Source organism: Microvirga sp. CF3016, assembly GCF_036314085.1.
Classification (GTDB): domain Bacteria; phylum Pseudomonadota; class Alphaproteobacteria; order Rhizobiales; family Beijerinckiaceae; genus Microvirga.
On sequence record NZ_JAYGGM010000006.1, the window covers coordinates 296671 to 320811 of the forward strand.

The 24141-nt window shown below is 64.1% G+C and carries 19 protein-coding genes and 1 pseudogene; 11 read left to right on the top strand and 9 right to left on the bottom strand.

Annotation, left to right across the window (positions count from 1 at the left end):
• Positions 1 to 28 precede the first annotated feature (28 nt).
• The gene (locus VB672_RS11540) at positions 29 to 319 is read left to right on the top strand and encodes a hypothetical protein (protein WP_329784334.1); all 291 of its coding nucleotides are present in this window, start codon (positions 29 to 31) and stop codon (positions 317 to 319) included.
• A gap of 178 nt (positions 320 to 497) precedes the next feature.
• On the opposite strand, the gene VB672_RS11545 is transcribed toward VB672_RS11540, so the two are convergent.
• The 5 genes from VB672_RS11545 to VB672_RS11565 form a co-directional block, all read right to left on the bottom strand.
• Entirely contained in the window at positions 498 to 1889 is a 1392-nt protein-coding gene (locus VB672_RS11545) for a hypothetical protein (RefSeq protein ID WP_329784335.1), read from the bottom strand.
• Positions 1890 to 1893: 4 nt separating this feature from the next.
• The gene (locus VB672_RS11550; RefSeq protein ID WP_329784336.1) at positions 1894 to 2877 is read right to left on the bottom strand and encodes a DUF6384 family protein; all 984 of its coding nucleotides are present in this window, start codon (positions 2875 to 2877) and stop codon (positions 1894 to 1896) included.
• Positions 2870 to 4048: a cell surface protein gene (locus VB672_RS11555; protein ID WP_329784337.1), complete on the bottom strand. Its 1179-nt coding sequence runs from the start codon at positions 4046 to 4048 to the stop codon at positions 2870 to 2872. The genes VB672_RS11550 and VB672_RS11555 overlap by 8 nt, the downstream gene beginning before the upstream one ends.
• Positions 4049 to 4341: 293 nt before the next feature.
• On the bottom strand, positions 4342 to 5301 hold the full coding sequence (locus VB672_RS11560) for a YsnF/AvaK domain-containing protein (RefSeq protein ID WP_329784338.1): 960 nt from the start codon (positions 5299 to 5301) through the stop codon (positions 4342 to 4344).
• Positions 5298 to 5789, bottom strand: a complete 492-nt coding sequence (locus VB672_RS11565; RefSeq protein ID WP_329784339.1) for a YsnF/AvaK domain-containing protein — start codon at positions 5787 to 5789, stop codon at positions 5298 to 5300. Before VB672_RS11565 ends, VB672_RS11560 begins: the two co-directional genes overlap by 4 nt.
• Positions 5790 to 5965: 176 nt before the next feature.
• Between VB672_RS11565 and VB672_RS11570 the strand changes: the two genes are divergently transcribed.
• The 4 genes from VB672_RS11570 (at position 5966) to VB672_RS11585 (ending at position 8754) form a co-directional block, all read left to right on the top strand.
• Positions 5966 to 7033 (top strand): PhnA-like protein, encoded by a 1068-nt coding sequence (locus VB672_RS11570; protein ID WP_442931995.1) that lies wholly within the window; start codon positions 5966 to 5968, stop codon positions 7031 to 7033.
• Between the two features lie 187 nt (positions 7034 to 7220).
• Positions 7221 to 7520 carry a hypothetical protein gene (locus tag VB672_RS11575; RefSeq protein ID WP_329784340.1) on the top strand — a complete coding sequence of 100 codons (300 nt, stop codon included), beginning with the start codon at positions 7221 to 7223 and terminating at the stop codon, positions 7518 to 7520.
• 610 nt (positions 7521 to 8130) lie between these two features.
• Positions 8131 to 8409 (top strand): SemiSWEET family sugar transporter, encoded by a 279-nt coding sequence (locus tag VB672_RS11580; protein WP_329784341.1) that lies wholly within the window; start codon positions 8131 to 8133, stop codon positions 8407 to 8409.
• Positions 8410 to 8412: 3 nt separating this feature from the next.
• Entirely contained in the window at positions 8413 to 8754 is a 342-nt protein-coding gene (locus tag VB672_RS11585) for a SemiSWEET family sugar transporter (protein ID WP_329784342.1), read from the top strand.
• Between the two features lie 18 nt (positions 8755 to 8772).
• On the opposite strand, the gene VB672_RS11590 is transcribed toward VB672_RS11585, so the two are convergent.
• Entirely contained in the window at positions 8773 to 12156 is a 3384-nt protein-coding gene (locus VB672_RS11590) for a PAS domain S-box protein (protein ID WP_329784343.1), read from the bottom strand.
• Between the two features lie 632 nt (positions 12157 to 12788).
• Here VB672_RS11590 and VB672_RS11595 point away from each other — a divergent pair.
• Positions 12789 to 13181, top strand: a complete 393-nt coding sequence (locus VB672_RS11595) for a response regulator (protein WP_329784344.1) — start codon at positions 12789 to 12791, stop codon at positions 13179 to 13181.
• Between the two features lie 60 nt (positions 13182 to 13241).
• Here the strand turns inward: VB672_RS11595 and VB672_RS11600 are convergent, their stop codons facing one another.
• The 3 genes from VB672_RS11600 to VB672_RS11610 all read right to left on the bottom strand — a co-directional run bounded on the left by VB672_RS11600 (position 13242) and on the right by VB672_RS11610 (position 18960).
• Positions 13242 to 13904, bottom strand: coding sequence for a DUF6766 family protein (locus VB672_RS11600; protein WP_329784345.1), 663 nt, complete (start codon positions 13902 to 13904; stop codon positions 13242 to 13244).
• Between the two features lie 269 nt (positions 13905 to 14173).
• Positions 14174 to 17431, bottom strand: a complete 3258-nt coding sequence (locus VB672_RS11605; RefSeq protein WP_329784346.1) for a PAS domain-containing protein — start codon at positions 17429 to 17431, stop codon at positions 14174 to 14176.
• Between the two features lie 296 nt (positions 17432 to 17727).
• Complete coding sequence (locus VB672_RS11610; protein ID WP_329784347.1) at positions 17728 to 18960, bottom strand: MFS transporter; 1233 nt, start codon at positions 18958 to 18960, stop codon at positions 17728 to 17730.
• A gap of 67 nt (positions 18961 to 19027) precedes the next feature.
• On the opposite strand from VB672_RS11610, the gene VB672_RS11615 reads away from it, so the two are divergent.
• From VB672_RS11615 to VB672_RS11635, 5 genes and pseudogenes are all read left to right on the top strand, one after another.
• Positions 19028 to 19477 carry a helix-turn-helix domain-containing protein gene (locus tag VB672_RS11615; protein WP_329784384.1) on the top strand — a complete coding sequence of 150 codons (450 nt, stop codon included), beginning with the start codon at positions 19028 to 19030 and terminating at the stop codon, positions 19475 to 19477.
• 41 nt (positions 19478 to 19518) lie between these two features.
• On the top strand, positions 19519 to 19737 hold the full coding sequence (locus tag VB672_RS11620; protein WP_329784348.1) for an alpha/beta hydrolase: 219 nt from the start codon (positions 19519 to 19521) through the stop codon (positions 19735 to 19737).
• Between the two features lie 382 nt (positions 19738 to 20119).
• Positions 20120 to 20251, top strand: a pseudogene (locus VB672_RS11625) (helix-turn-helix domain-containing protein); the annotation flags it as partial.
• Positions 20252 to 20460: 209 nt separating this feature from the next.
• Positions 20461 to 22884 (top strand): AI-2E family transporter, encoded by a 2424-nt coding sequence (locus VB672_RS11630; protein WP_329784349.1) that lies wholly within the window; start codon positions 20461 to 20463, stop codon positions 22882 to 22884.
• 215 nt (positions 22885 to 23099) lie between these two features.
• Positions 23100 to 24083 carry a Bug family tripartite tricarboxylate transporter substrate binding protein gene (locus VB672_RS11635; RefSeq protein WP_329784350.1) on the top strand — a complete coding sequence of 328 codons (984 nt, stop codon included), beginning with the start codon at positions 23100 to 23102 and terminating at the stop codon, positions 24081 to 24083.
• Positions 24084 to 24141 lie beyond the last annotated feature (58 nt).

Below are 24141 nucleotides of genomic sequence, written 5' to 3' on the forward strand. Positions count from 1 at the left end.
CCCGACATCCGATCTAAGGAGACCTCCTATGCCAGATCCAGACGATCCGAAACCCAATCCTCCCTTTGCCGGGGAACAGGGCGAGTCTGTACAGATCGAAGGTGACGTCCCGAACCTTGGTCCGACGTCGGATCCAGCCGGACGCGACTTCGGCGACTCCGCAGGCTATGGCAGTGGCGGCTCGACGCGCGACTACCAGGAGGTCGTCGGCGAGAACCCAGTGACTGTCGGAAGGCCCAACCCGCTCGATTCAGTGATACCGCCCGAGCAGCCGGGCAGCCAGGACGAGGAGGAGCATGCCCCTGATGTTTCCAGGTGATTTAGGCTGCCGTGAGGGACGCTCCCTATCCTTCTGAAGGTGCGCGCTTTGGCGCTGGGCAAAGAACAAACCTTAAAGCCTTCCGCGCACCAGAAGCGCTATCTCGCGACTGGATCGCTATCCTGAACAACACTGGCTCGATCATTTGGGTCAGGGCAACCGTCCGCGTCGCATCCGCTCAGAACGATCCCCCTGTCCTGAAGCCGCCGCCGCCGATGGACCCGCCGGTGCCAAATCCGTCCAGGGGAGGGATGGGCAGCCCGCCGCCAAAGCCGGAATCCCATGGGCTCGGCCCATGGTGGAAGCCGCCGCGTAGAACCTGCCCCAGGATGGCACCGCCAATCGCACCTGTGAGCACGCCACCCAGCACGTTGCCAAGCGCGGCCTCGTTGCCAAAGGTCCCGTAAGGCGTGTCATATCCCTGGTGCCGCAACTCCTCCCATTCGCGCTCGATCATCGCACGGCGCTGGGTGACCTCCTTGAGGCGCTGGTGGGCATCTACGGCTTTGCGCAGCGCCTGATTGATCATGTCGTCCGTCGCCTGGACGCGCCGGACGATTTCCTCATCGCGCGGCGTTGGCGTGCGCAGCGCCTCCTGATAGAGCCGATTGAGGTTTTCGCGTTGGTCGGCGGCGGCCAGGACCTCGATGGCTTCGCGGTATGGGGCCTCTCCCTCCAAAACCGAGGCGTCATAGGTGCGGTCCAATGTGGCGAGCGCCTCCCGAGATTCAGCAAGCCTGCCCTCAGCGTCCGCCACTGCATCCCGCGCCTTCGCCGCAGCCGCCTCGACCGCTTCGATGCCCGCGTCCACGAGTGCCTTGCGCTCGAGGGCCGTCAGCCTGTCCCGTGCGTCCCTCAAGTCGGCGATGAGACGGCGGGAATGCTCGCGCAGGCGCTCGGGAATCTCGTTGAGCAGGGTGTAGTTCGCCCGCGCCCTGTCATAGCCCACGACGCGCGCTACCAGGCGGTCCATGGTGCGGGTGAAGGGATTGGCCCTGTAGGCAGCGGCCCCGAACTTCCGCTTCCACAGGTACATGAACAAGGGGTCCTCCTCATAGGGACGGCCCTTCTCACTCCGATCGGCTTCCGCCTGCACGGCCTTCTTCTCGGCCTGCTGCGCCTGCCCGGTCAATTCACCGACCTGAGCTCTAGCCATGACCCAATCCGCATTGAGGCTGACTTTAGCCTCGACGTTCTTGCGGACCGTTTCGACATCGGCCAAGGCCCGCTCCAGGGCGTCCAACGCGGCCTGCCGACCTGCCTCTGCCTGGCGCACGCGCTCCTCTGCCTGTCGGCGTCGCTCGGTCAACTGCCGCAGGGCCTCCTGGCGGCTGGTGAGCACGTTCATGGCCTGGCGTTCAGCGGCATCCAGTTCGCCGACGACCTGGTCCTGCCTGATCGCATCCAGCTTCAGCCGCGCCAGTTCACGGAAGCGTTCCGTGCGTTCGATCCGCAGGCGGCCGACCTCCTCGGTTGCAATGGCATAGGCTCGCTCGAACTGCGCCTCCTGCTGGCGAGCCTTCTCGATGAACTGCTCGATCTGCGCGAGCGCCTGCCGTCCCGATATCATCGTCTTACCATTGTGTGATCGCGCCGCCGAGAACCGGCATCAGGTAGTTCACGTCGAGCTGCCCCCGACGCTTCTCGCCCAGACGGTTGCGCTGCACGATACCGTCGTCGTTCTTGTCCCGCTGTACCTGCATGGCCACCTCCTCGCTCACGCGCACCCCCCACTTCGGGGCCGTCACGGTTCGGCCGTCCTCCTCACTGGTGACCGGCAGGCTGAGAAGGCGTCCATCCGGGGTGACCGCTTCCACAATCAGATAGTAGTTCCGGCCCGCCGGATTGCGCTGCGGCACTCGCCAGACCCCAGTGGGCTCGCCCGGACGGGACACGATGCGCAGGGCATATTCGCGTCGCAGATCCGCTCGCAGAACCTCAAGATCATTGATCGCCTGCCGAGCGCCTTCGGCGTCGCCGCGCGAGATGGCGGACCTGCCGTCCGCCAAGAGCTGGGCGGCCCGTTCCCGTGCAGCCGGCACTTGCGCCTCCCGCAGCACGTCCTCGTGGCCCTGCTCCAGAGCGGCCGGCAGTCTCTCGGCGAGTTCGATCCGGTTGCGCTCAACTTGGGCCTGCTCCTGTGCCACCCGCTGCCGCGCCGGTTCTACAACGCCAAACTGATAGGCGCCCCAGCCGAGGCCGAGAAGCGCCATGATCGCCATGAGCATTCGGCCGAAGCGTCCGCGATTGACCCAAGCACGAGCCGCGGTACGGGCGAAGCTGGGACCCGGCGGGGTGTAGACGAAGCGCTGCTCCTTGAGGGCCTGCACGCCCTCTTGCAGGATCCGGTCGGGAACTTCGATGCCTTGCCCGCGGTAAATCTCTCGCAGCCGTTGCAGAAGCTGAGCGTTGCGGTCCTCCTCGCCGAGTTCTCGGCTGACAAGGGTCTCCTGGTGGCGCAGCGTGTCCACCACGTCCATCGCGAGCATCACGTCATCGAGGTTTTGGGACGACTTGGCGGGAGGACCCGCGGACGGTGATGCTGCCATCTCAGCCATTGGCCGGCAGCGCCTGTCCTTCCGCCACCAAGCGGGCGATGCGCCGCTTGCCGTCCTCGACCGCGTCACGGATCTCAGCCGAGTTCTGAGTCGCGAGCCGGCGCATCTCGCCGATGATCTCTTGGGAGCGCTCCTGGAACGTGATCACCGAATCCACGAGCTTCCTGACCGCGTCGGCCCGGATGGTCGGACCGTAACCTGCCCTCACGGCGGCCTCACCCACCTGATCGCCGATCTCGGCCAGCACCTCCAGGCTGCGGGAGACGCCTTCCTTCATCTCGTTCAGGGTCTGCGTCGACTCGTTCAGGCCGAACATGCCGGTGAACGACGCCTTCAAGGCCGTGAACACAGAATCGTTGGTCGAGAAGAAGGTCACGGCCTGGGCATAGACGCGCTCCTTGGCGTTGGTCATCTGCATCAGCCGTGCCATGATGACTTCCGAGGTGTTGTAGCTGACGGTCAGATTGTCCGAGAGATCCTTGGCGATCTGGTAGCGCTTCTCCTCGTCCTGCGTGCGGCGGAGCTGCTCGTCACGGGTGAGCTCGAGGCGGGCGCGTTCGGCTACCTCCGTACCCTTGAAGTTGACGACCGCATCGGATGCTCTCTGCAAATCGGCTTTTGCCTTTTCCAGCTTCTGCTCCGCAGTCCGGAGCACCTCGAGGGCCATTACCTCGGCGTGCTTGAGCGCACCGCGGAAGTCCCGATAGGCATCGAGGATGATCTGCTCGCGCTCGATCTGATCCTTGGTGGACCGGGTCACGTCGAGATAGATTTCCCTGATGTCGTCGAACCGGTCCGCGACGTCGCCCCGGGAGAGCTTCATCCAGACGTTGTTGATCCGCTCGAAGAAGTCGATCTTCTGGTCGTCAAGCTGGTCGACCATCTTCTTCGTGTCATCGCGGATGGAGTTGAAGGCTTCGGTGATCTGCCGATAGCGTTCGCCGATCTCCATCGCCTGCGTCTGCTCGCGGACGACCTCGTTGAAGACGCTGGTCTGCCCGAGAGTGCGGGCAATGATCACGATCCGGTCCTGATCCAGGTCCGAGATCTTCTCCAGGAGGCCGTTGATGGGAGCGTCCATGGCCTGAGGAGGGACAATGCCAAGGTCACGCAGGGCTGACGTAGCCCTGTCGAGATACTGCATGGGGCTTTTAACGACGATGTCAGACATGGCGCCTCTTCCGATCGCGCAGCATTTCGGACGTTCTGTGAAACGGAAATGCCGCGCTCGCTCTCGTATGGTGGTGAAAACACAGCGGGCTAATGTCCGATATGAGGGAGGGTTCCCTATCTAGTCCAGGTCGGAAGGTCTCTTCCGAGGCAGACCTGGAAACCTCTGGCCTTTCAGAAAGGCCCCTTCTTTAACCTTAGCGGTGCACTGCGGCCTGATCCTCGTCATTTAGCATGCTGCGGTCTCGGCCATCGGGCGGGCCCTTTCCGTCAAGATCGGGCCCGCGTCAGAGTTTAGGAATTCCGATCCGTCGTCCCTGTTCGGCTGACACCCGTGCCGCGCTCGTCCTCGACGTCGACCTCGGTGCGTCGGACCGTGTCGGAGATCGTCTCGGTGCGCTGCTCGGCTTCCTTGCGGACGACGACTTCCTCGACCACGCGAGCCTCTTTCGAGACCACCGCCTCCTCACTGCGCTCTTCGACCTCAATGGTGCGTTCCTGGAACGGATCGCCGCCAAGGGTTCCGGTCTGGGTAGCACCAGACACGGGCCGACGCTCCACCGCCACGTGCTCCTCACGCAGGTTGACCTGCTCACTTACCGGACGCTCGACCACATAGGAGCGGATGCGAACGCGGCCGTGGCTCACGTCACGCTTGCCGACGTGCAGTTCTTCCTCGGCAATCGGAATAACCTCATCGCCGCTCGTGGCGCGCTGCGAGGCGGTGCTTGTCGCGGCAGCCCCAAGGCCTGTCCCGGTGCTCGCGGCAATCCCTGACGTCGTCGAGGAGCCGGTGGTCAGATTGGCCGTGCTGCCTGACAATACATCCGACGTGCCTACATCCGACGTTCCCGTCCATCCTTCAGAGCGCCACGAGTTCGAGCGCTCATCGATATCAATCGTGCCCTCGTCATCCAGGATGTCGATCACGCGCTCGTAGTCCGCATCGGTCGCATTGACCGACACGAGATAGCCGCCGCGACGCAGGCCTTCGGCGTAGGTGTGGCGATCCTCATCCGGCAGGAACAGGTCGCGCAGGGACTCCCACAGGCCAACACTGGCCTCCGGGAAAGATTGTGTATCTGTGCCGCGAGTCGTACCGCCATCCTGCTCGCTGAGAGTCAAACGAATGCTCTCCCGTGCGATGCCGGCGGCGTGAAGGCGGCTGATCGCCTGTTCGGCATCACTGCGGCTGTCGAAGAAGGCCGTTACCAGCCGTTGGGCTGCAGATCCTGTTGTCGCTCCAGAGCTCATGGGGCCTTCTCCTCATTCGGGTTGTAAGCATCCGGAGCGATCCGCTCCACGATGGCGCGCTGCTTGCGCAAGGTGACCGGCACCTCGACGGTCTCGGCGGCAACGCGGCGCCGGATATGCAGTTCCTCTTTCAGCACCAGGCGCTTCTCGACCACGAGCACCTCCTCCAAGACCGGCACGATGGTCACATCGCCTTCGGTCCTGATCTCAGGGGCGATCTCGACCATCCTGTCGACAGGTACACGGGTGACCTCCACCGTCTCCCGCTCCACGTCCGCATGCGCCAGCTCCTCGATGGTGTCGGTCACGGTTTGCACGCGAACGCGTCCGGTGACGACCTGCCGCTTGCCGACAGACGCCGTCTCCTCGACCAGCTGAATGACCTCCTCGGAGACGGTGCGAGCGCTACTCCTCAACGCATCGTCCAGAACAGGCGCCTGCTCCCCGTCTTGCGGAGGTCCGCTCGCGGGAGGGATCGGATCGGCCATGGCTGCACTCCGGTCGGCGAGGATCAACGGGTGCCTGTACCGGGAGTTCCCCGTGCCGGATCCCCATCCAACCTTGGCGGCGTTCACGGCAAACTGTTCTCCATGCAAGGAATTCCGTCGGTTTTCACTGAACCATTTCCATACCCGGGGGTTGGCCCGCGAACAGGAGGTCCGCCATGACCGACGCCCATCATCCCGACACCCCACGCAACCGCGGCGACAGTGACGCCCCTCACATGAGCCCGGTCACCCCGGCCGAGGACGCCCGCACCATCATGCTGAACAAGGTCACCTGGGGCGCAGTGTTCGCTGGCGTGGTGGTCATGCTCGTCACCCAGCTCATCCTCAACCTGCTCGGCATCGGCATTGGAGCCGCCACCCTGGATCCCGCCGCTGGTGCGGACGGCAATCCATCCGCCTCCAGCTTCTCCATCGGGGCAGGCATCTGGTTCGTGGTCGCCGGCGTGCTGGCCTCGCTCGCGGGCGGCTACGCTGCAGGTCGGCTGGCCGGCAAGCCGAAGGAGTCGACCGCAAGCTGGCATGGTCTTACCGCCTGGGCGCTTGCCACGCTGGTGATCTTCTATCTGCTGACCACAACCGTGGGCGGCCTTGTGGGCGGCGCCTATCGCACGGTGACCAGCGCCTTGGGCAACGTCACTCAGGCTGTTGGCTCCACAGCGCAGACCGCCGCGCAAGCCGCCGCTCCCAGCCTCGCCGGAGCCGCGGATCCCTTCTCCTCAATCGAGCAACAGATCCGTGGCGCCACCGGCGGTAACGATCCTGCGGCTGTGCGCGATGCAGCCATTGCTTCGGTTCGCGCGGCCCTGACCGGCAACGAGCAGCAGGCGGCGGACGCCCGCAACCGCGCCGCCGAGGCTCTCGCCCGGGCACAGAACATCCCGGTCGATCAGGCCCGCATCCAGGTGCAGCAATACGAACAGCAGTACCGCCAGTCCCTCGACCAAGCCAGGCAGCGGGCCACCGAGGCTGCCGATGCCGCCTCAAGGGCTGTCTCCACAGGTGCACTGCTGGCTGCTCTCGGCCTGATCTTGGGAGCTGTGGCGGCGTGGTTCGGCGGGCGCATGGGTACAGTGGAGCCCACCATCACGGCCCGGCTGGGCATGAGCCGCTCCGCTGCAACCGAACCTGTGGTCCACAGTGGAGGAACGAACACCGCCGTCGAGACGGAGCGCACGCCGCGAAGCACCACAACGACTAAGACCGGAAACACACGCCCTTCATGACAACACGGTTTTGGCGAGCTCAACACTGGCGGAGGAAACCAAGGCACTGTTGGATCACTGCAAGGCAGCAACGGGAGCGTGGCGTGGGCAACGAGATCTCCCAAGGCCGGCGCATTCCGGCCCCTGTGAGCGGAACGTGGGGTTGTGGCCCACGTTGATCCGCAGCCTTTATCGGCGGAAGGAACACATGATGCTCAACAGGCTATACGCTTCCACCTTCGTGACGCTCGCTGCGGTGAATGAGGCACTTGCCCAGGCCACCTCGCCTGCCACGCCCGGCTCTCCTGCCGCCCCCGCACCTGCTGATGACGGCGGCGCCTCGTGGCTTTGGATCATCCTTGGCCTGGCGATTCTTGCCGCCTTGATCTGGTACTTCATGCGCGGACGGTCGCGGAGCACAGCTGCAAGCACGACACTTGGCTCCTCTGCTCCGTCTGGGACGTCCACAAGCCACCCCAAGGTATTCGACAACGACACGCGCAAGTAGGCAGCCTTCCACCGGAACGACAGGTCGTTGAGGTCAGCCCCGCAGCTCAGGGCCGGGATAATCCGTCCTGAGATGTCGGTGGCAGGATCGGTGGGTGATTGTCCGAGCCACCAGGCGGAAGCTCTCGCGTCTTCTCCGGCGAAACTCGCTGAGTCCAGCGATGCCAAGCCTCCCTTACCTCGTGCTGCAACCCTGGCCTTGGTCTCGGGAGGGTGCGCCAAATCAGCAGGGTGCAGGCCTTGCCCACACCCAGGATGAAGGCGAAGCCATAAATGAAGATCACAGGTGAAAAGCTCTCGTCCATCCGATTACCAAGCTCCGTGTCGCCCGTCCGACCCGACGCTCCTGTGGAGGAACGCTGATGAGGATGTGCGGTTGATCTCCTGCGGAGGCAACCTGCGCTCTCGCAGATCTCCTTGACCAGCTTCCGTAGACTGGGCCCCGTTCCATTGCCCGAACGGGGTTCCTCGTCTCTGCACATCTGAAAGGCCCATGAGGCACTGCCGCTACCTGGATACAGAAAAGGGGAATGGTGCGGCACGACCGCCTGTCCCGGGAACCTTGCCACCCCCGCGGTGTTCATGACGTTCGCGCGACGGGAGAGCGGACTATGCAGACGTGGTGGCTGACGGCATTGGGCTTGGCGGCGGGGCTGTGCACCAGCCTCAGCTTCGTGCCGCAGGTGATCAAAGCTTGGCGCGAGAGTAACGTCGAAGCCATCTCGAAGCGCATGTACGTGGCTTCGCTGATTGCCTATGGCCTATGGATCGTGCACGGGCTGATGATCGCAAGCATGCCCGTTATCCTGTTCAACGTCCTCAACGTGGTCTTCGCTGGCATCATCCTGGTTCTGAAGCTCCGGAGCCTCAAAGCAGCGGGAGCGCGCTGAACGATGGACGTATCTCTCTCAACCCTGACCGGATCCGCCGCGGGCTGTATTGGTCTCTACAGCTTTGTGCCTCAAGTTGTGAAATGCTGCCGGACCAGCGATGTCACGGCCATCTCCTTGCGCATGTTCGCGGTGCGCACCTTCGGGCTGTTGCTGTGGACAATCTATGGCTTTGCGCTCGGGAGCCTGCCCGTGCTGATCTTCAGTGCTCTCGGCTTGGTACTCAGCTCCGTTATCCTCGTCCTGAAGATCCGTGGCTCGCGCATGCAGCTCGCGGGCGAAAGCTGCCGTCAGCACCAGCCGGATCGGAAGGACGCGAGCGCTGCTGAACCCATGACGGGTTGAGCCCAAGATCAGAATACCTCAAGCGCCAGCGTCATCGCTTTTGATGATCGACCGGATCTTCTGCGCCAGGGCATCCACAGCGAAAGGCTTCGTGATCATCTGCATTCCCGGCTCCAGGAAGCCTGCTGCCAAGGTCGCGTTCTCAGCATAGCCAGTGATAAAGAGGATCTTGAGGCCGGCGCGCGCCTCGCGGGCGGCATCGGCGAGCTGGCGCCCATTCAGACCCGGCAGGCCGACATCCGTGATCAGGAGATCGATGCGCCGCCTGGATTGCAGGATCTTGAGCCCCTCCGGTCCGTCGGACGCCTCCAAGGTCCGGTAGCCTAGATCCTCCAGCACCTCGATAATCAGGCTGCGCACCACCGGCTCGTCCTCGACCACCAGAACCGTCTCGCCGGTCTCGGCCCTCGGCGCCTCGGCCAGGGTCGCCGATTCGATCTCCGCTTCCGTTTCACCGCGATAGCGCGGCAGGTAGATCTTGATCGTGGTTCCCTGCCCGACTTCGCTGTAGATCTTGGCGTGCCCCTCCGACTGCCGTGCAAATCCATAGACCATGGACAAACCAAGGCCGGTGCCCTGCCCGATGGGCTTGGTCGTGAAGAACGGATCGAAGGCTCGGGCGATCACGTCCTGCGGCATGCCGGTTCCCGTATCCGTTACGCAGATGCAGACATATTGGCCTGGCTTCACGTCCCGTTGAGCGGCAACATATGCATCGTCGAGATGGGCGTTGCAGGTCTCGATCGTCAGCTTGCCGCCGTCCGGCATAGCATCGCGAGCGTTGATCACCAGGTTGAGAAGTGCGCTCTCCAGCTGGTTGGGATCGCACAGCGTCGGCCAGAGACCGCCCGCCAGAACCACCTCCAGAGTCACCGTCTCGCCTACCGTGCGCCGGAACAGGTCCTCCAGGGAGGCGACGAGAGCGTTAGCCTGCACGGGACTCGGATCGAGCGGTTGGCGGCGTGCGAAGGCAAGCAGCCGATGGGTCAGCGCTGCTGCGCGGTTCGCCGAGGTCGTAGCCGCGGTAATGTAGCGATCGGCGGTGTCGGTCCGTCCCTGCGCAATGCGCGTGCGGAGCATATCCAGTGAGCCGATCACCCCGGTCAGAAGATTGTTGAAGTCGTGGGCGATGCCGCCGGTGAGCTGGCCCACGGCCTCCATCTTCTGGGATTGTCGCAGAGCCTCTTCCGTCTCCCGCAATGTTTCGGCCGCAGCTCGCTCCGCCGTGATGTCGCGACCGATGGCGTAGAACAATTCCTCCTTCGGCACAGCCGTCCAGGAGATCAGCCGGTAGCTGCCATCCTTGGTCCGGAAGCGATTCTCGAACCGGAACGTCTGTATTCCCTGGTCAAGGCGTGCAAGTTCTGCGAGCGTACTCTCGACGTCGTCCGGATGGATCAGACCCAGGAAGTTGCTGGCCAGAAGTTCCGCCTCCGACCAGCCGAGCATTGTGGTCCAAGCTGGGTTGATCGCCAACAGGGTTCCGTCCGCCCGACACACATCCATCAGGTCGGTGCTCAGCTGCCAGATCTGGTCCCTCTCCCGGGTCCGCTCCTCCACTTCGGCTTCCAAGGTTTCGTTCAGACGCCGCAGCGCCTCCTCCGCACGCCGGCGCTCCTCGATCTCCCGCTGCGCTTTCTGGAACAGGCGGGCGTTGTCGATGGCCACCGCCGCCCCCGCCGCCAGTCCGACGATCAATCGTTCGGAGCGCTCGTGGAACATGCCGGGCTGCGCATGTCCGAAGAACAGGCCGCCGATCACCTCGCCCGAACGCGATGTCACCGGAACGGCCAGATAGCTGCGGACCGGCAAGTGGCCCGGGGGCATGCCCCGGTGGGGCTCCGAGTGTCCGTAAGCCGGATCCTTAGTAATGTCGTCCGACCGGACGATTCGCTTGCCGTTGAACGTGGGAGCGAAGACATGCGTGTTGCGCGGCATCGGGAATTTCGAGAAGGCCTCGCGCGGAACGCCGGAAATCGCATAGAGCATGTAGCTCTCGCCCGCCTGATTCTCCACGTTGTAGAAGAAAGCGCCGAACTGGGCCCCAGTGAGCTCGACACCCGCATCCGTCACCTTTTGCACCAGCCGATCCAGGTCGAGTTCGGATGCGGCAGCCGCGAGGGCCGTGTTGAGGATCTCCAGGGCGCGGGTCTCCTCCAGCAGGGCGTCCTGGCTGGCGCGCCGCTCCGAGATGTCCTCCGTGGTGCCGTACCACTTGACGATTTGCCCATCCTCCCCGCGCCGTGGAGAGGCGCGCGAGTGCATCCAGCGGTACTCGCCGGTGCGCATCCTGACGCGGTGCTCGATGTCGTAAGGCTCCCCCGTCGCAACGGAGTGGGCCCACGCTTTCACGGATGGCTCCAAATCGTCCGGGTGCAGGGCCTGTGCCCAGGTCTCGCCCAGTCCCGTGGTGCCGGTCCAGTCTTGCCAGCGACCGGCGACCCGATCGAGCTGACCGTTGGGGAGGGCCGTCCAACTGACCTGTGGGTTCAGTTCGACCGTATGGCGGTAGTGGTCCTCCGCCTCGTGAAGCTTGGCCTCCGCGTGCTTGCGCTCGGAGATATCGCGGTAGAAGACCGCTAAGCCATCAGGAGCTGGATAGGCCCGGATCTCGGTCCAGGCCTCCCGCCCGTCAGGCCATGTGTACCTGTTCTCAAACCTGACGGGTACGCGCTCCGCCATGGCCTTCCTGTACAGCTTGCCCAGCGGAGAGTTCTCCGTGTTCGGCCAGACTTCCCAGTGCGTGCGCCCGACGATCTCGGCCTCGGCCCGCGTGTCCAGCCGCAAACCCGCTGGGTTGATCCGAAGGATGCGGAACTCCCGGTCGAGGAGCACGAAGGCCTCGTCCATGCCATCGAGCACGCCCCGGGCCCGTTCCTCGCTCCGGCGCAGGGCTTGCTGGCCGAGAACCTTGCCGGTCGTCTCCGTTGCGGCGCAGAACATGCCGGCAATCCTGCCGTCGTCGTCCCAGACCGGGTTGTAGGAGAAGCTGAACCAAGCCTCCTCTCGGTAGCCATGACGCTCCATCGGGATCAGCAGATCCTCGTGCCAGCTCGCCTGGCCGGCAAGGGTCTGGTCCACGAGCGGTTTGATCTGCTCCCAGATGTCGGGCCAAACCTCAGCAAAGGGGCGGCCGAGGGCACCCGGATGCTTGGCGCCGAAGATCGGAACATAATCGTCGTTGTAGAGGAAGGCGAGATCCGGCCCCCAGGCAATGAACATCGGCTGCTTGGCGTTGAGCATCAGGCGCACGAGGGTGCGCAGTGTCCGTGGCCAGGTGTCCGGCAGACCCAGCGGCGACCTGCTCCAGTCATGCGCCCGCATGCGCGCGCCCATCTCGCTGTCGCTATCCAGGAAGGGGTAAGTGGCGCTGGGACTCAGGCCGCTCTTGCTAGTATCCATCTGGATCCTCGATGACAGCTTGGGTAGGGCCTAGCCGAGCATGCCGAGACAGATCAAGCCGAGCGGACCAACAGCAGCGGCTCTCCTGAACAAGTCTTTGCGTGTTACGGATTAGGATCATGGGCAATCGATAGAGGTATTCCTCAAAGGCGAATGGATTGCCATTAGATGCAAGGAGAGCGAAACGATGGTATGGGCTCATAAAATCTAGAGCGCCCGGAAAGGATCTCAACGTCGACTCTGCCCATTCGTCGAAGCTTGGCGCACGATCTTGGCGGGACGGCGCGGGCTGCGTTTTCCTCCACAGGCATTACCGAATGCTTGCCCCATTGCACGGAGCGAACGTGCCTCGACGCAGCCCTACGAGGTAAGTTCCTGCAGACAGGGCGGTCCTTCATACGACATTCCGCCTGCGGCAGGCGAAGCGCCCGCGGGGGCAGCCGTGGGAAACCGACTTCACGGAACCTGGACGGCTTCAGGAGACACAGCCCATCCGCTTACGGATCGGCGTTGACGGCGACACCGAAAGCGGTACACCCAATCCTCGTCACGGTTGCGCTGCATCTTTCCGTGCGCGGCGCATGAAATCTCGACCATGGGAACGAAGGCCGCTGATCCCTGTTTCATCGGGTATGCCAGAGCCGACGCCTAGCACGCGCCCACTTCTTCTTGTTGTAGAGGACGAGGCCCTCGTTCGCATGACCCTGGTCGATGTCTTAGAGGATGCCGGCTTCAAGGTCATCGAAGCCGTTCACGCCGATGAGGCCCTGCGGGTCCTGAGTGCCGTTTCCGGCATCGATGCCGTCATCACCGATGTGGAGATGCCACGGGGCAGCATCAACGGCTTCGAGCTCGCCCGTAGGGTGCGGACCGATCGTCAGGAGATCGGGGTCCTGATCGCCTCAGGCCGGGCCGCGCCCAAGCCAGGCGACTTGCCGGAAGGGGCACTGTTCATCGGCAAGCCCGTCCATCCGGAAACCCTTGTCCAGTTGATCAGACGTCTTCTCGGCCCCATCCAGGATTGATCAGTCCCTCCAGTGCCGTTCGACTCACGGGACCGATGCCTTCTCGGACAAGGTCCCCGGTCAGTGACCGGTGGCGGCGTGGGGAGCGGCCACGGGCTTCGACTCCGGCGATCCCCGTTCCCGCAGGTAGATGCCCAGCACCAGCAGCACCCCGATGGACAGGAACTCGCTCTGCCAGTTCTGAAAGCTCTCGTACCAGAACTCCGGATCGCCGAGGGTGTCGACCATGGTCTGCGGCGGCTGCCGGTGCTGAAGGGCCTCCTCGTTCATCCGGCGCGTGCTGCCTGCCAGATGCAGCCAGAAGGAGGCGAGAAACAGCGTGACCAGGGCAATGCTGAGGGAGTGCGAGTAGAGCTTCAGCAGCAGCCCGCCGCGATGCACTGGCCAAGGCGCGTCGGGATTGCCACTGTGCCGTTCCGGGGCCTCTTCCTCTGGATTGGCCTCATCGGGCTTCTTGGACTCCGACGAGCCCTTCTGGAACAGGAAGACGGTCAGCAGCACGTAGGCCGCCATCTGGAGGAACTCGCTTTCCCAATTCTCGAACACAGCCGAGATGAAATGGCCGCTGGCCAAGTAGTCTGTAAAGCCGATGGCGGGCAGCTCGTGCAGGCGGAGTTCCTCGACCTGCGCCCTCCATCCGGTGAGCGCCTGTCCCACGAGGGAGATCAGGAACAGAGCAAACAACGTAACCGACAATCCGTTGTCCCGCAGGAACCGACGCATACGCACGACCTCACACGCAAACTGCCACGGTTGGACAACGCACAGCGACATCCTTGGTTTCCACTCCTGCCCTGCGCTTGAGATCGGCCCGGCCCGTCACATCCGGTCGGGCTTGGCGCGGGGCATGCTGCCCCGGTCCAGCGTGTCGAACGTCTATTGCAGGGTCGGCCGGGCGGAATAGGCTTCTTTGAGCCCGCCGCTGCCGTAACCCGTCGCGACGATGGACGGGATGCCGCGCCCGCGATTGCGTCAGGTCATCTTCTCTTGATTTAGCTCCTGTCGCCCGTGCCGCTCCCGGGGCTATGGGACGGAACAGGCCCTCGCGTCATCCGGCGCAGCACCCGTGACACGTCCTCGACAGCGTAGGGCTTGTGCAACAGCTCGAATCCGTGCCGCCCCTCTTCGGCCAGGACATGGCTGTAGCCAGAGGTCAACACCACCGGAAGCCTCGGGTAGCGCTGTCGTATCTCCCGGCCCAGCTCGACACCGCTCATCCCCGGCATCACCACGTCGGAGAACACCACGTCGAACCGGCTGGCATCCTCCTCGAGCAACGTGAGAGCCTCGCTGGCGTTTGCCGCCCAGGTGGTCTCGTAGCCGAGATCCTGCAAGAGCTGCGTCGAGAACCGGCCGACCTCGAGATTGTCCTCGACCACCAACACTCGGCATCCTCGCCCCTCCTCATTCGGGTCGGTCCCGCGTCCGCTGTCTTCGGCGTCCGCCGCAATGCCTCTTTCGGTCCTCGGCAGGTAGAGCGTGAAGGTCGTGCCCTGTCCGACCGTGCTTTCGACCGCAACGTCACCGCCGGACTGCTTGGCGAAACCGTAGACTTGGCTGAGGCCAAGGCCCGTACCCTTGCCGACTTCCTTGGTGGTGAAGAACGGCTCAAAGATGTGGCTCAGCCTGTCGGGCGGAATGCCTGACCCGGTGTCGCTGATTGACACGGCCACGAACCTGCCACGTCCGCCCGCATGCCCCCGAAGCGACGGCATTCTGGAAAGGGATTCCACGTGCACTCTCAAGGTACCCTCGCCATTCATGGCATCGCGGGCGTTCACCGCCATGTTCACGAGGGCCGTCTCGAATTGGGTGACGTCCGCCTCGACGAAGCAGCGCTCGCAGGCGATGTTGGTGACGATCCGGATCCGGCTTCCCACGATGGTATGCAACATGTCGCTGATCGCCCGGATGCGTTCTGGCACTTCGAACACCTCCGGCTTGAGCGCCTGCCTTCGGGCGAAGGCCAGCAACTGGCCCGTGAGCTTGGCGGCGCGGTCAACGGTGTCGGAGATGGCGTCGATGTACCGGATCCGCCGCTCCTCAGGTAGGTTGGGGCGGCGCAGGAAGTCGACCGACGAGCGCACGATGGTAAGCAGGTTGTTGAAGTCGTGGGCCACGCCGCCGGTGAGCTGCCCGACCGCCTCCATCTTCTGTGCCTGCCGCAGCGCCTCCTCGGCCCGCCGGTGCTCCGTCACGTCCCGGCCGATGCCGTAGAACACACCGTCGCCGGGAACGCCCGTCCATGAGATCGTGCGGTAGCTGCCGTCCACGTGCCGGAGGCGGTCCTCGAAGTCCACGAGACGCTCGCCCCGGGCCAGTCCCTCGATGGCGACGGCCAGCCTTGGGCGGTCGTCCGGGTGGGTGATCTCCATCATAGGGGTGTTGAGCAGCCACTCCTCGTCATAGCCCAGCACCCGTGACCAGGAGGGGTTGATCGCCCGGCGGCCGCCATCGAAGCCGAACACGCCCATGAGCTCGTTCGAGTTCTGCCAGATCCGGTCGCGCTCCTCGGTGCGCTCGGCGATCTCCCGTTCCAGTTCCTCGCGGGAGCGGGTGAGGACCTCGCGGGCCTCGACGATCTCCTGGATGTCCGTGCAGGTGCCGAACCAGCGGGTGATCCGGCCCGCCTCGTCCCGGACCGGCTGTGCCCGGCCGAGCACCCAGCGGTACTGGCCGGAGCGATGCCGCAGCCGGTATTCGATGTGGTAGGGTTCGCCCGTGGCAAGGCAGTGCCGCCACGTGCCCCACGCGCGCTCCTGATCGTCCGGATGGAAGATGCCCGCCCAGGCACTGCCATCGGTCGAGCCCTGCGGCACGCCCGTGTAGTCGTACCAACGCTGGTTGAAGAAGTCGTGATAGCCGTCCGGCCGCGTCGACCAGACCATCTGGTCGATGGAGTTGGCTATAGCTTGGAACCGGGCCTCGCTCTCGCGCAGATCGGCCTCGGCCTGCCTCCGCGCGGTGAGATCGATCGTGACCACGAGGAGGCGGGTGGGCTCTCCCTGCGTGCCGTCAAGGCGGGTGACACGGCTGTTGGCCCAGACGACGGCACCGTCCGGGCGCAGGTAGCGCTTGTCGATCGAGGCGGGCTCACCCGTCTCCAGCACCCGTGTCACGGCCGTGAGGGTCGCGGGAAGGTCGTCCGGGTGGGTGACGTCGGTGATCCCGAGACCCAGCAACTCCTCCCGGGAGCGTCCAAGCATGCGACAGAGCTCATCGTTCACCTGAAGCGCGCGCCCGTCGAGGCTGACCTCGGACAGGCCGACGGAGGCCTGCGCGAAAATGCCGGCGAGCCGCGCCTCGGCCTGCCGACGCTCGGTCAGGTCGAGCATGGAGCCGATCATCCGGATCACACGTCCTTGGTCGTCGCGGATGACGAAACCACGGTCGAAGACGTAGGCCTCCGAGCCATCCGCTCGCAGGAAGCGGTACTCCGCGCTCCAGGTCTCGTGAGCGCTGGCAATGGCCGACTGCATGCTTTCGATCACCCGCTCACTGTCGCTGGGATGAATGTGGTCCTTCCACCAGGAGCCGTCCGTCTCGGTCTTTGCATAGCCGAAGAGCTTGGTGACGGCCTCGTTCCACAGGATGCGGTCAGCGCGGAGATCCCAATCCCAGATCACGTCGTTGGTAGCCCTGGCCGCAAGCCGGTAGCGCTCCTCGGTTTCGTGCAGCGCAGCCTCGCCCGTGCGCCGCTCCAGCGCGACCCCGAGCAGGTTAGCGAAGCCCTGCATAAAAGCGATATCGGCCTCGGTGAACCGGCTCTCGACCGGACTGTCCACTTCCAGGATGCCATAGCGGCTTCTCGGGGTGATGATCGGGACGTTGATCGCTCGCCTGATCCCGTGCTCCATCAGGATCTGCGGCGTGCGGAAGCGCCCCTCGTGCTCCAGGTGGCTGGAGATGACGGACTTGCCCGTCTGGAAGGCATTGCCGGTGGGACTATCAAGGTCGGCACCTGTCTTGGACCCGATCACACCGGGTTTCCAACCCACCCCGACCCGAACGATGAACTGCTCCTCGTCCGGCAGATACTCCATGATCTTGCAGAACCGGGTGTTCAGGCCTTCAGCGCAGAGCTGGGTCGCCTCCTGGAGTAGGCTCCTGAAATCCGGCGTTTCGAGAGCAAGGCGGCCGAACGCGGCCAGCAGTTCCTGCTGGCGGAGGCGGTAGACCAGCTCATCGACCGAGGTCTTCGGCTGGTCCGGGGAGTGTTCCAAGGCGGCTCCCGGCTGCTCGTGGTTCATTCTGATCGTCCAGCTTCAATTGCGAATGGATGTAACGCGCAAGGCGGCGCTGGGTCCCACCGAGGCAATGGACGGGTTCCGGAACTGGGTTTCCAGGGCTGGGAACATCGTGCGCACAATCCTTTCGGGAATACCTTCGTCGCCGACCGGGGATGGCGAATGCGGTCCGCTTCGGCTCGGGAACCCGTTAGGTCTGCTTTGCCGAAGCGGACCAAGCCTCTACGTCTCAGGAGTGCCAAGAGGCATCATTCCCTACAATTCCGTCCGGGCGCTGGTCCTCGTTCCGCCATATGACGTCACTCCACCGTTGAGATCCGGCCTTTCAATGCCTGGAATCTCATCGCGCAGGCCTTCAAGACCGCCGCAACGGCCATCACGGCGGCAAGCGATGAGGTGATGTGGAACAGCTCCTCGTAACCGTATGCCGCGACCAACGGTGTGCTCAGGAGGGGCGAGCAGAACTGGCCAATGAACACGGAAGCGGTCAGGACACCACCAGCCAGCCCCCTTCGCCGGATCGGAGCAAACCCCAAGGCAAGGGTCACGAAGCTCGGCGACACTAAGGCATAGCCCGCGCCGATGGCAGCGGCTGCCACGAACCAAGCCAGAGGCGTCGCAGCAAGGGCCAGCAACACGAAACCACTCGCCATCGCACCATAGCCCAGAGCGAAGACGCCACCGTAGCCGATGGCCCGCTGGACCCGCCCGTACAGCAGCGCGAAGCCGCCGCCCGAGAGCATCAGGATCCCGAGCGCGGAACCGGTCATCATCGGGCTGTCATAGCCGGCCGCTTCGAAGAAGAACGACAACTGGGTCGGCATGACGAAGAAGATCATGTTCGTCACCGCCTGGAGAAGCACGAGCAACGCGAAGAGGACGCCCCATGCGGAGGGCCCCGGGGAGCGGTCGTCCAACTTGGCACCAGGATTGGGCGTGGTCCGTGATGGATCCGTGATCACCTTCCATATCAACGGCAGGAAGGCCGCGGCAACCGCATAGATGGTGAACGGCAGGCGCGGCGAGATCGCCGCGAACCATCCGGCAAGCGAGATGAACACGAGGCCTCCGAAGTTCCTCGCAGATATCTGAAGACCTGACAACGCGCTCCGGCCGTCGCCCGTAAAATAATCGCCGATGAGAGCGGTCTGTGCCGTCATGATGAGGGCGACAGCGATCCCGAGGACCAAGCGGCTGGCAAAGATGGTCGGGAGGTCGGGAAGGAACAGCCCCGCGCAGCCGGCGAGCACGAAGAGGATGACCCCGGCAAGAAGCATCCGGCGCCGACCGTATCGGTCAGCAACAAGGCCGACGAAAGGTGCGAAGACGGCAACGCTCAGTGAGGGTGCAGGCACCAGCAGTCGCACCAGCATCGCGGCGTTCGGATCAGCCGCGAACAGGCGCTCAAGCCCGGGAAGCGCAGGACTGATCGTGGCATTGGCCATGGTGGTGAGCGATGCCGCCATCAGCAGCGCGATCGCTCGCGGGTCTCGCCAGATCTGCGTCTGCCTTGGGATTGTGGTGGTGGCCATAGCGCGCCTCTTGCTCGAATTGATGATTCGAGAGAGAGTACGACTTCAAGTCAACTTGAGGTCAAGCATGGGAATGATGGATATCGGGGAGGTTTCTGAACGATCAGGCGTGCCGCCTTCGACGCTACGCTACTACGAGGAGATTGGCTTGATCCGCTCGATCAGCCGGCATGGGCTGCGGCGGCAATTCGATGCCGACGTTCTCTTGACGCTGTCCCTGATCGAACTCGGGAAGACGGCAGGCTTCTCCCTCACCGAGATCGCGGGCATGTTCGGGAAGGACGGCCGGCCCGACATTCCCCGCGATCAGTTGCACGCCAAGGCGGATGATTTGCAGCGTCAGATGCTCGACCTGCGGATGCTGCGGGATGCCCTGCGGCACGTGGCCGAATGTCCCGCTCCCTCGCATCTGGAGTGTCCAACCTTCCGCAAGCTCCTGAAAGCAGCAACGCGCAGACGCGTCACCCGTCCGGCGTCTGGTGTCGGACGCCGCGGGGGCTCGCAGCTTGGCGAATAGCTCGTGAAAGGCTTCTCCCCATATCGTTCTTCAGCTTTCCGATGTACGCAAACATCGAAATGATTTCTCTGCGCCCGGTTCTGCTGGTGGCAGGAGAAAACGCTCACTCACGCTACTACCCTGAAGATGTCTACAAGGTGGCTTCCGATCCCAAGGAGCTGATCATTGTGCAGAATGCAGACCATGTTGATCTTTATGACCAAATAGACAAGATTCCGTTCGATAAGCTGACGTCGTTCTTCAAACAGCGCTTGGCTTGAGTGCGCGCCATCTGATGGACTGAATTCAATCGAGTACGTATATCTTGGCCGTCCGATCCAGCCGGACGGGTGCGGCCATTTCCGTGAGAATGCCGAAACATAACGACAGAGAATCTGATGAGAGATCAAGTAGGCGATGGTCTTGCCCAACCTCCGGCGGGACCGGTTTGCTAGCTCTCTGGTCAACCTCTCGAACCGAGCCGGGTTAGCATCGGAGCCGGCACAGGAGCGGTTTCCAGACCTGGGCCGGCCTCCATTCGGAGCCTCCTGCGCCCGACAACGAAGCGAAACATTACTGAGAGTGGCAGGACAGGCGGAAATCTCGTCCTCGGGCCATCGGCCACCCTATTATCGTCGTGCCCTACGAGAGAAGGATCCATGCGTGCCGCGCGACAACGTGAATAATCTGCTTGCCTTCCTGGTGGTCGCCCGAGAGCGCAGCTTCACGCGGGCTGCGGCCAAGATGGGTGTTTCCCAATCGGCCCTGAGCCATCCCATCCGCCTGACTGATGAGGATGCTGCAAGTTTGTGCTCATAAGCAGCGCCATTGGAGGTCAGATCCATCACAGCCGGAGCGAGGCCATTGTCGATTCTGGACCCTTTGTGGCAACGTTCGCAGAGCCCGTGCGTCTGACCATGGCGGTCCACCCGGGCCTCTGATCGGATCCAAAGGCACCGGCATCGAGTTGTCCTCCGGCCAACCTGAACCGAAGGCACTGCAAGATGGTCGATCCGCCTCCGGCTCCACCGCAGCCCGCCATACAGCCTGCAGGATCTCCCATCCTGACCGCCGGCGGCATCGTCCTGGCGATCGCAGGCCTCTATTTCGGCCGGGATATCTTCGTTCCTTTCGCCTTGGCCATCCTCCTGAGCTTCGCCCTCACGCCGCTGGTCAACCGGCTCAGGCGCTGGAGGCTGCCGCGCATCGCGGCGGTTCTCGTGGCCGTCACCCTCGCGTTCATTCTGATCGCAGGCATCGCCTTCGTGGTCGGGCGCCAGCTCGTTCAGCTCGCCGACAACCTCCCGACCTACCAGACCACCATCACCGACAAGATCCGCTCCTTGCAGGCGTCCGCTCCCGGCGGCGGAGTCGTGGACAGGGTCACGACGACGATCCAGGATCTCGGCAAGGAGCTTTCGGGCGAAGACAAGGCGCCTGAAAACCCGCCGGCGCAGACACCCGGGTCCAGGCTCGGCGGCAGCCCCGCCCGGGAGCCGGTCACCGTCCGTCTTGAGGCGCCGCAGGCCAAGCCTCTCGAGATCATCCAAACCGTCGTCGGTCCGCTGCTCGCACCCCTCGCCACCGCCGGCCTCGTAGTGATCTTCGTGATCTTCGTGCTGCTCGAGCGGGAAGACCTGCGCGACCGCTTCATCAAGCTGGCCGGCGCCGGCGATCTCCAGAAGAGCACGCAGGCGATCAACGACGCGGCTGCCCGGGTCAGTCGCTATCTGCTGATGCAGCTCGTGGTCAACCTGACCTACGGCATCCCGATCGGCGTTGCCCTTTACTTCATCGGCGTGCCCAATGCCCTGCTGTGGGGATTGCTGGCGGCGGTGCTGCGGTTCGTCCCTTATCTCGGGCCATTTCTTGCTGCCCTGTTCCCGATCGCCCTCGCCATTGCGGTGGATCCTGGCTGGACCATGTTGTTCTGGGTAGTGGGATTGTTCCTCGTCGCCGAGCTCGTCAGCAACAACGTCATCGAGCCATGGCTCTACGGCTCCAGCACCGGCCTGTCGTCACTGGCCATCATCATGGCGGCCATCTTCTGGACCAGCCTCTGGGGTCCGGTCGGGCTGTTTCTCGCGACACCCCTGACGGTCTGTCTCGTCGTAATCGGACGCTACGTGCCGCAGCTCGAATTCCTCGGCGTTCTCCTCGGCAGCGATCCGGTGCTCGCGCCCGAGGAGCGCCTTTACCAGCGTCTACTCGCCGGCAACCTGGAAGAGGCGGTCGAGATGGCCGAGGACTATGTCGACGAGCACTCCTCGCGCGAATTCTACGACAATGTGGCCATCCCGGCCCTTCGGCTGGCCGAGAACGACCGCCAGCGCAGCACCACGGATACCAACTACCGGCGGCTCGTGGCCGACACGGCGGTCCGCGTCGTGCGGGAGGTTGAAGATCACATCCGGGACAACGCCCCGGCCGGTGCGGACACAGCCACGGACGAGGATCGCGCATTGTCGGCCCAGAGCCGGCCGTCGTCCGTCCTCTGTCTCGCGGGGCGCACGGAACTCGACCGCGCGGCGGCCGAGATGATGGCGCAGGTGCTCGAGGAGCGGAACATCGGCGCACGGGTCCTGCCGCCGATCGCTGTCAGCCAAGGAGCCCTGGGGCAGCTCGACCTGCAGGGCGTGGACGTGGTGTGCCTCTCCTACCTCCACCCTCAGCCGCAGGTCTATGCCCGCTACATCTGCCGCCGTCTGCGCCGCCGGGCACCGCATATAAAGCTCGTCGTCTGCTGCTGGAACCTGGCGCCCGGAACAGGGCAGACGGAGGATCTCAAGAGGCAGATGGCGGCCGATGCGGTGTTCGCCTCGCTGGAAGCCTGCACCGAACAAGTTGATGCATGGCTCTGCCGCCCGGCTTCGCCCGGCGGAACGCCCCCGGTTCCCGTCGACTCCGAGCAGGCGCAGCTCGCGGCCCTGCAGGATCTTGGCCTGACCGCCGCGAAGAGCCGCCAGTTCGACGAGGTCGTGGGGAAAGTCGCGCAGACATTTGACGCGCCGATCGCCCTCGTGTCCTTCATGGACGACGGGCATCGGCTCCATCCCGATGCCGCAGGGCAGACCCGTGAGACCGATGCCGTCCACGGACATCACGACGCAACCCTCGACGCATACGTGATCGCGGCGAACGAGGTGCTGGTGTCCGGGGACGTAACCACGGATCCGCGTTTCGCGGACGACCCGCTCGTGCTGGAGAAGGGCATCCGCTTCTACGCCGGAGCTCCCCTGCGGACCTCCGCCGGTCTGGTGATCGGTGCCCTGTGCGTCATCGACACCCGGCCCCGCGAGTTCCCGGAATCGGAGTGCCGGCGCCTACAGGAGATGGCCGATGAACTGATGAGCGAGATCGAGCGCCGTGCCGCGGGAGACCCGGGCAAGCGCCAAACCGACCCCGTCATGGCTGCTGGAAGGACCTGAGACAGTCCCCCACTTGGAACCAGGGCACGCTGATCGGGATCCGGCGCCGTTCGACCGAGCACTCGGCAGCGCCCCTGCCAAAAGTTCCCTGGTCCCCTGTGCCGCGTCGGACCCTGCGAAGCGGCAAAGATGTAACTCACCAGTTAGATACTTAATTGACGCAGCAGAGTCCCGTCGCTAGCCTTCGAAAAACAACCAAGCAATCGGAGGAAATCATGTCCAAGTGGAAGATTACGCTTTCAGCCGCCGCGTTTTTGACGCTTGGCAGCATCCAGGCATTCGCGCAACAAAACTTCCCGAGCCGCTACATCACGATGATCGTGCCCTTCGCGGCCGGGGGACCGACTGACATTGTCGGTCGTATCGTGGCCGAGCACATGTCGCGTACCCTCGGGCAGCAGGTGGTGATCGAGAATGTCGCCGGCGTGGCCGGGACATTGGGGGCGGGGCGGGTCGCCAAGGCGGAGCCGGACGGTCACACCATCCTGGTTGGGCCGATGAGCACGATGAGCTTCTCGCCAGCGCTCTATCCGAAGCTCGCCTTCAATCCGCTGACGGATTTCGAGCCGATCGGCATCGCCGCCTCCGCGCCGATCATGCTCGTCACCAACAACTCAATTCCGGTGACCAAGCTGTCGGAATTCGCCGAATATATGAAGGCGAACGCCGGCAAGCTGACCAACGGCAATGCGGGCGTGGGCTCGACCTCCCATCTCGCCTGCCTGCTGCTGAACAACCGCGTCGGTGCCTCGGTCACGCTCGTTCCCTACCGGGGCACGGGACCGGCCCTGCAGGACGTCGTCTCGGGGCAGGTCGGCTATCTGTGCGACCAGGTGACGAGCCTGATGTCGCAAGTCCAGGCCAAGACGGTCAGGCCGCTTGCCGTGCTGGCTCCGACGCGGTCCCCCGTCCTGCCCGATGTGCCGACCGCGAGCGAGGCCGGCATGAGCGGCATCGATATGGTGGTCTGGAACGCTCTCTTTGCTCCGAAAGGCACGCCGCCGGAGATCGTCGAAAAGCTGAACGCTGCCCTGATCAAGGCCATCACCGATCCGGCCTCGCGCGAAAAGTTCCTGCAGCTCGGCGCCGAGCCGCCGCCGGAGAACCAGCGCTCGCCGCAGGCCCTGCGTCAGGTTCACGCTGCCGACGTTGCGAAATGGGGCGACGTCATTCGCGGGGCCAACATTACGGTCGAATGACAAAGGAGGCCTGCCCGGATCCTGGCTTGCGTGCAGCGGAAGCCTTCGGAGCCGGCGC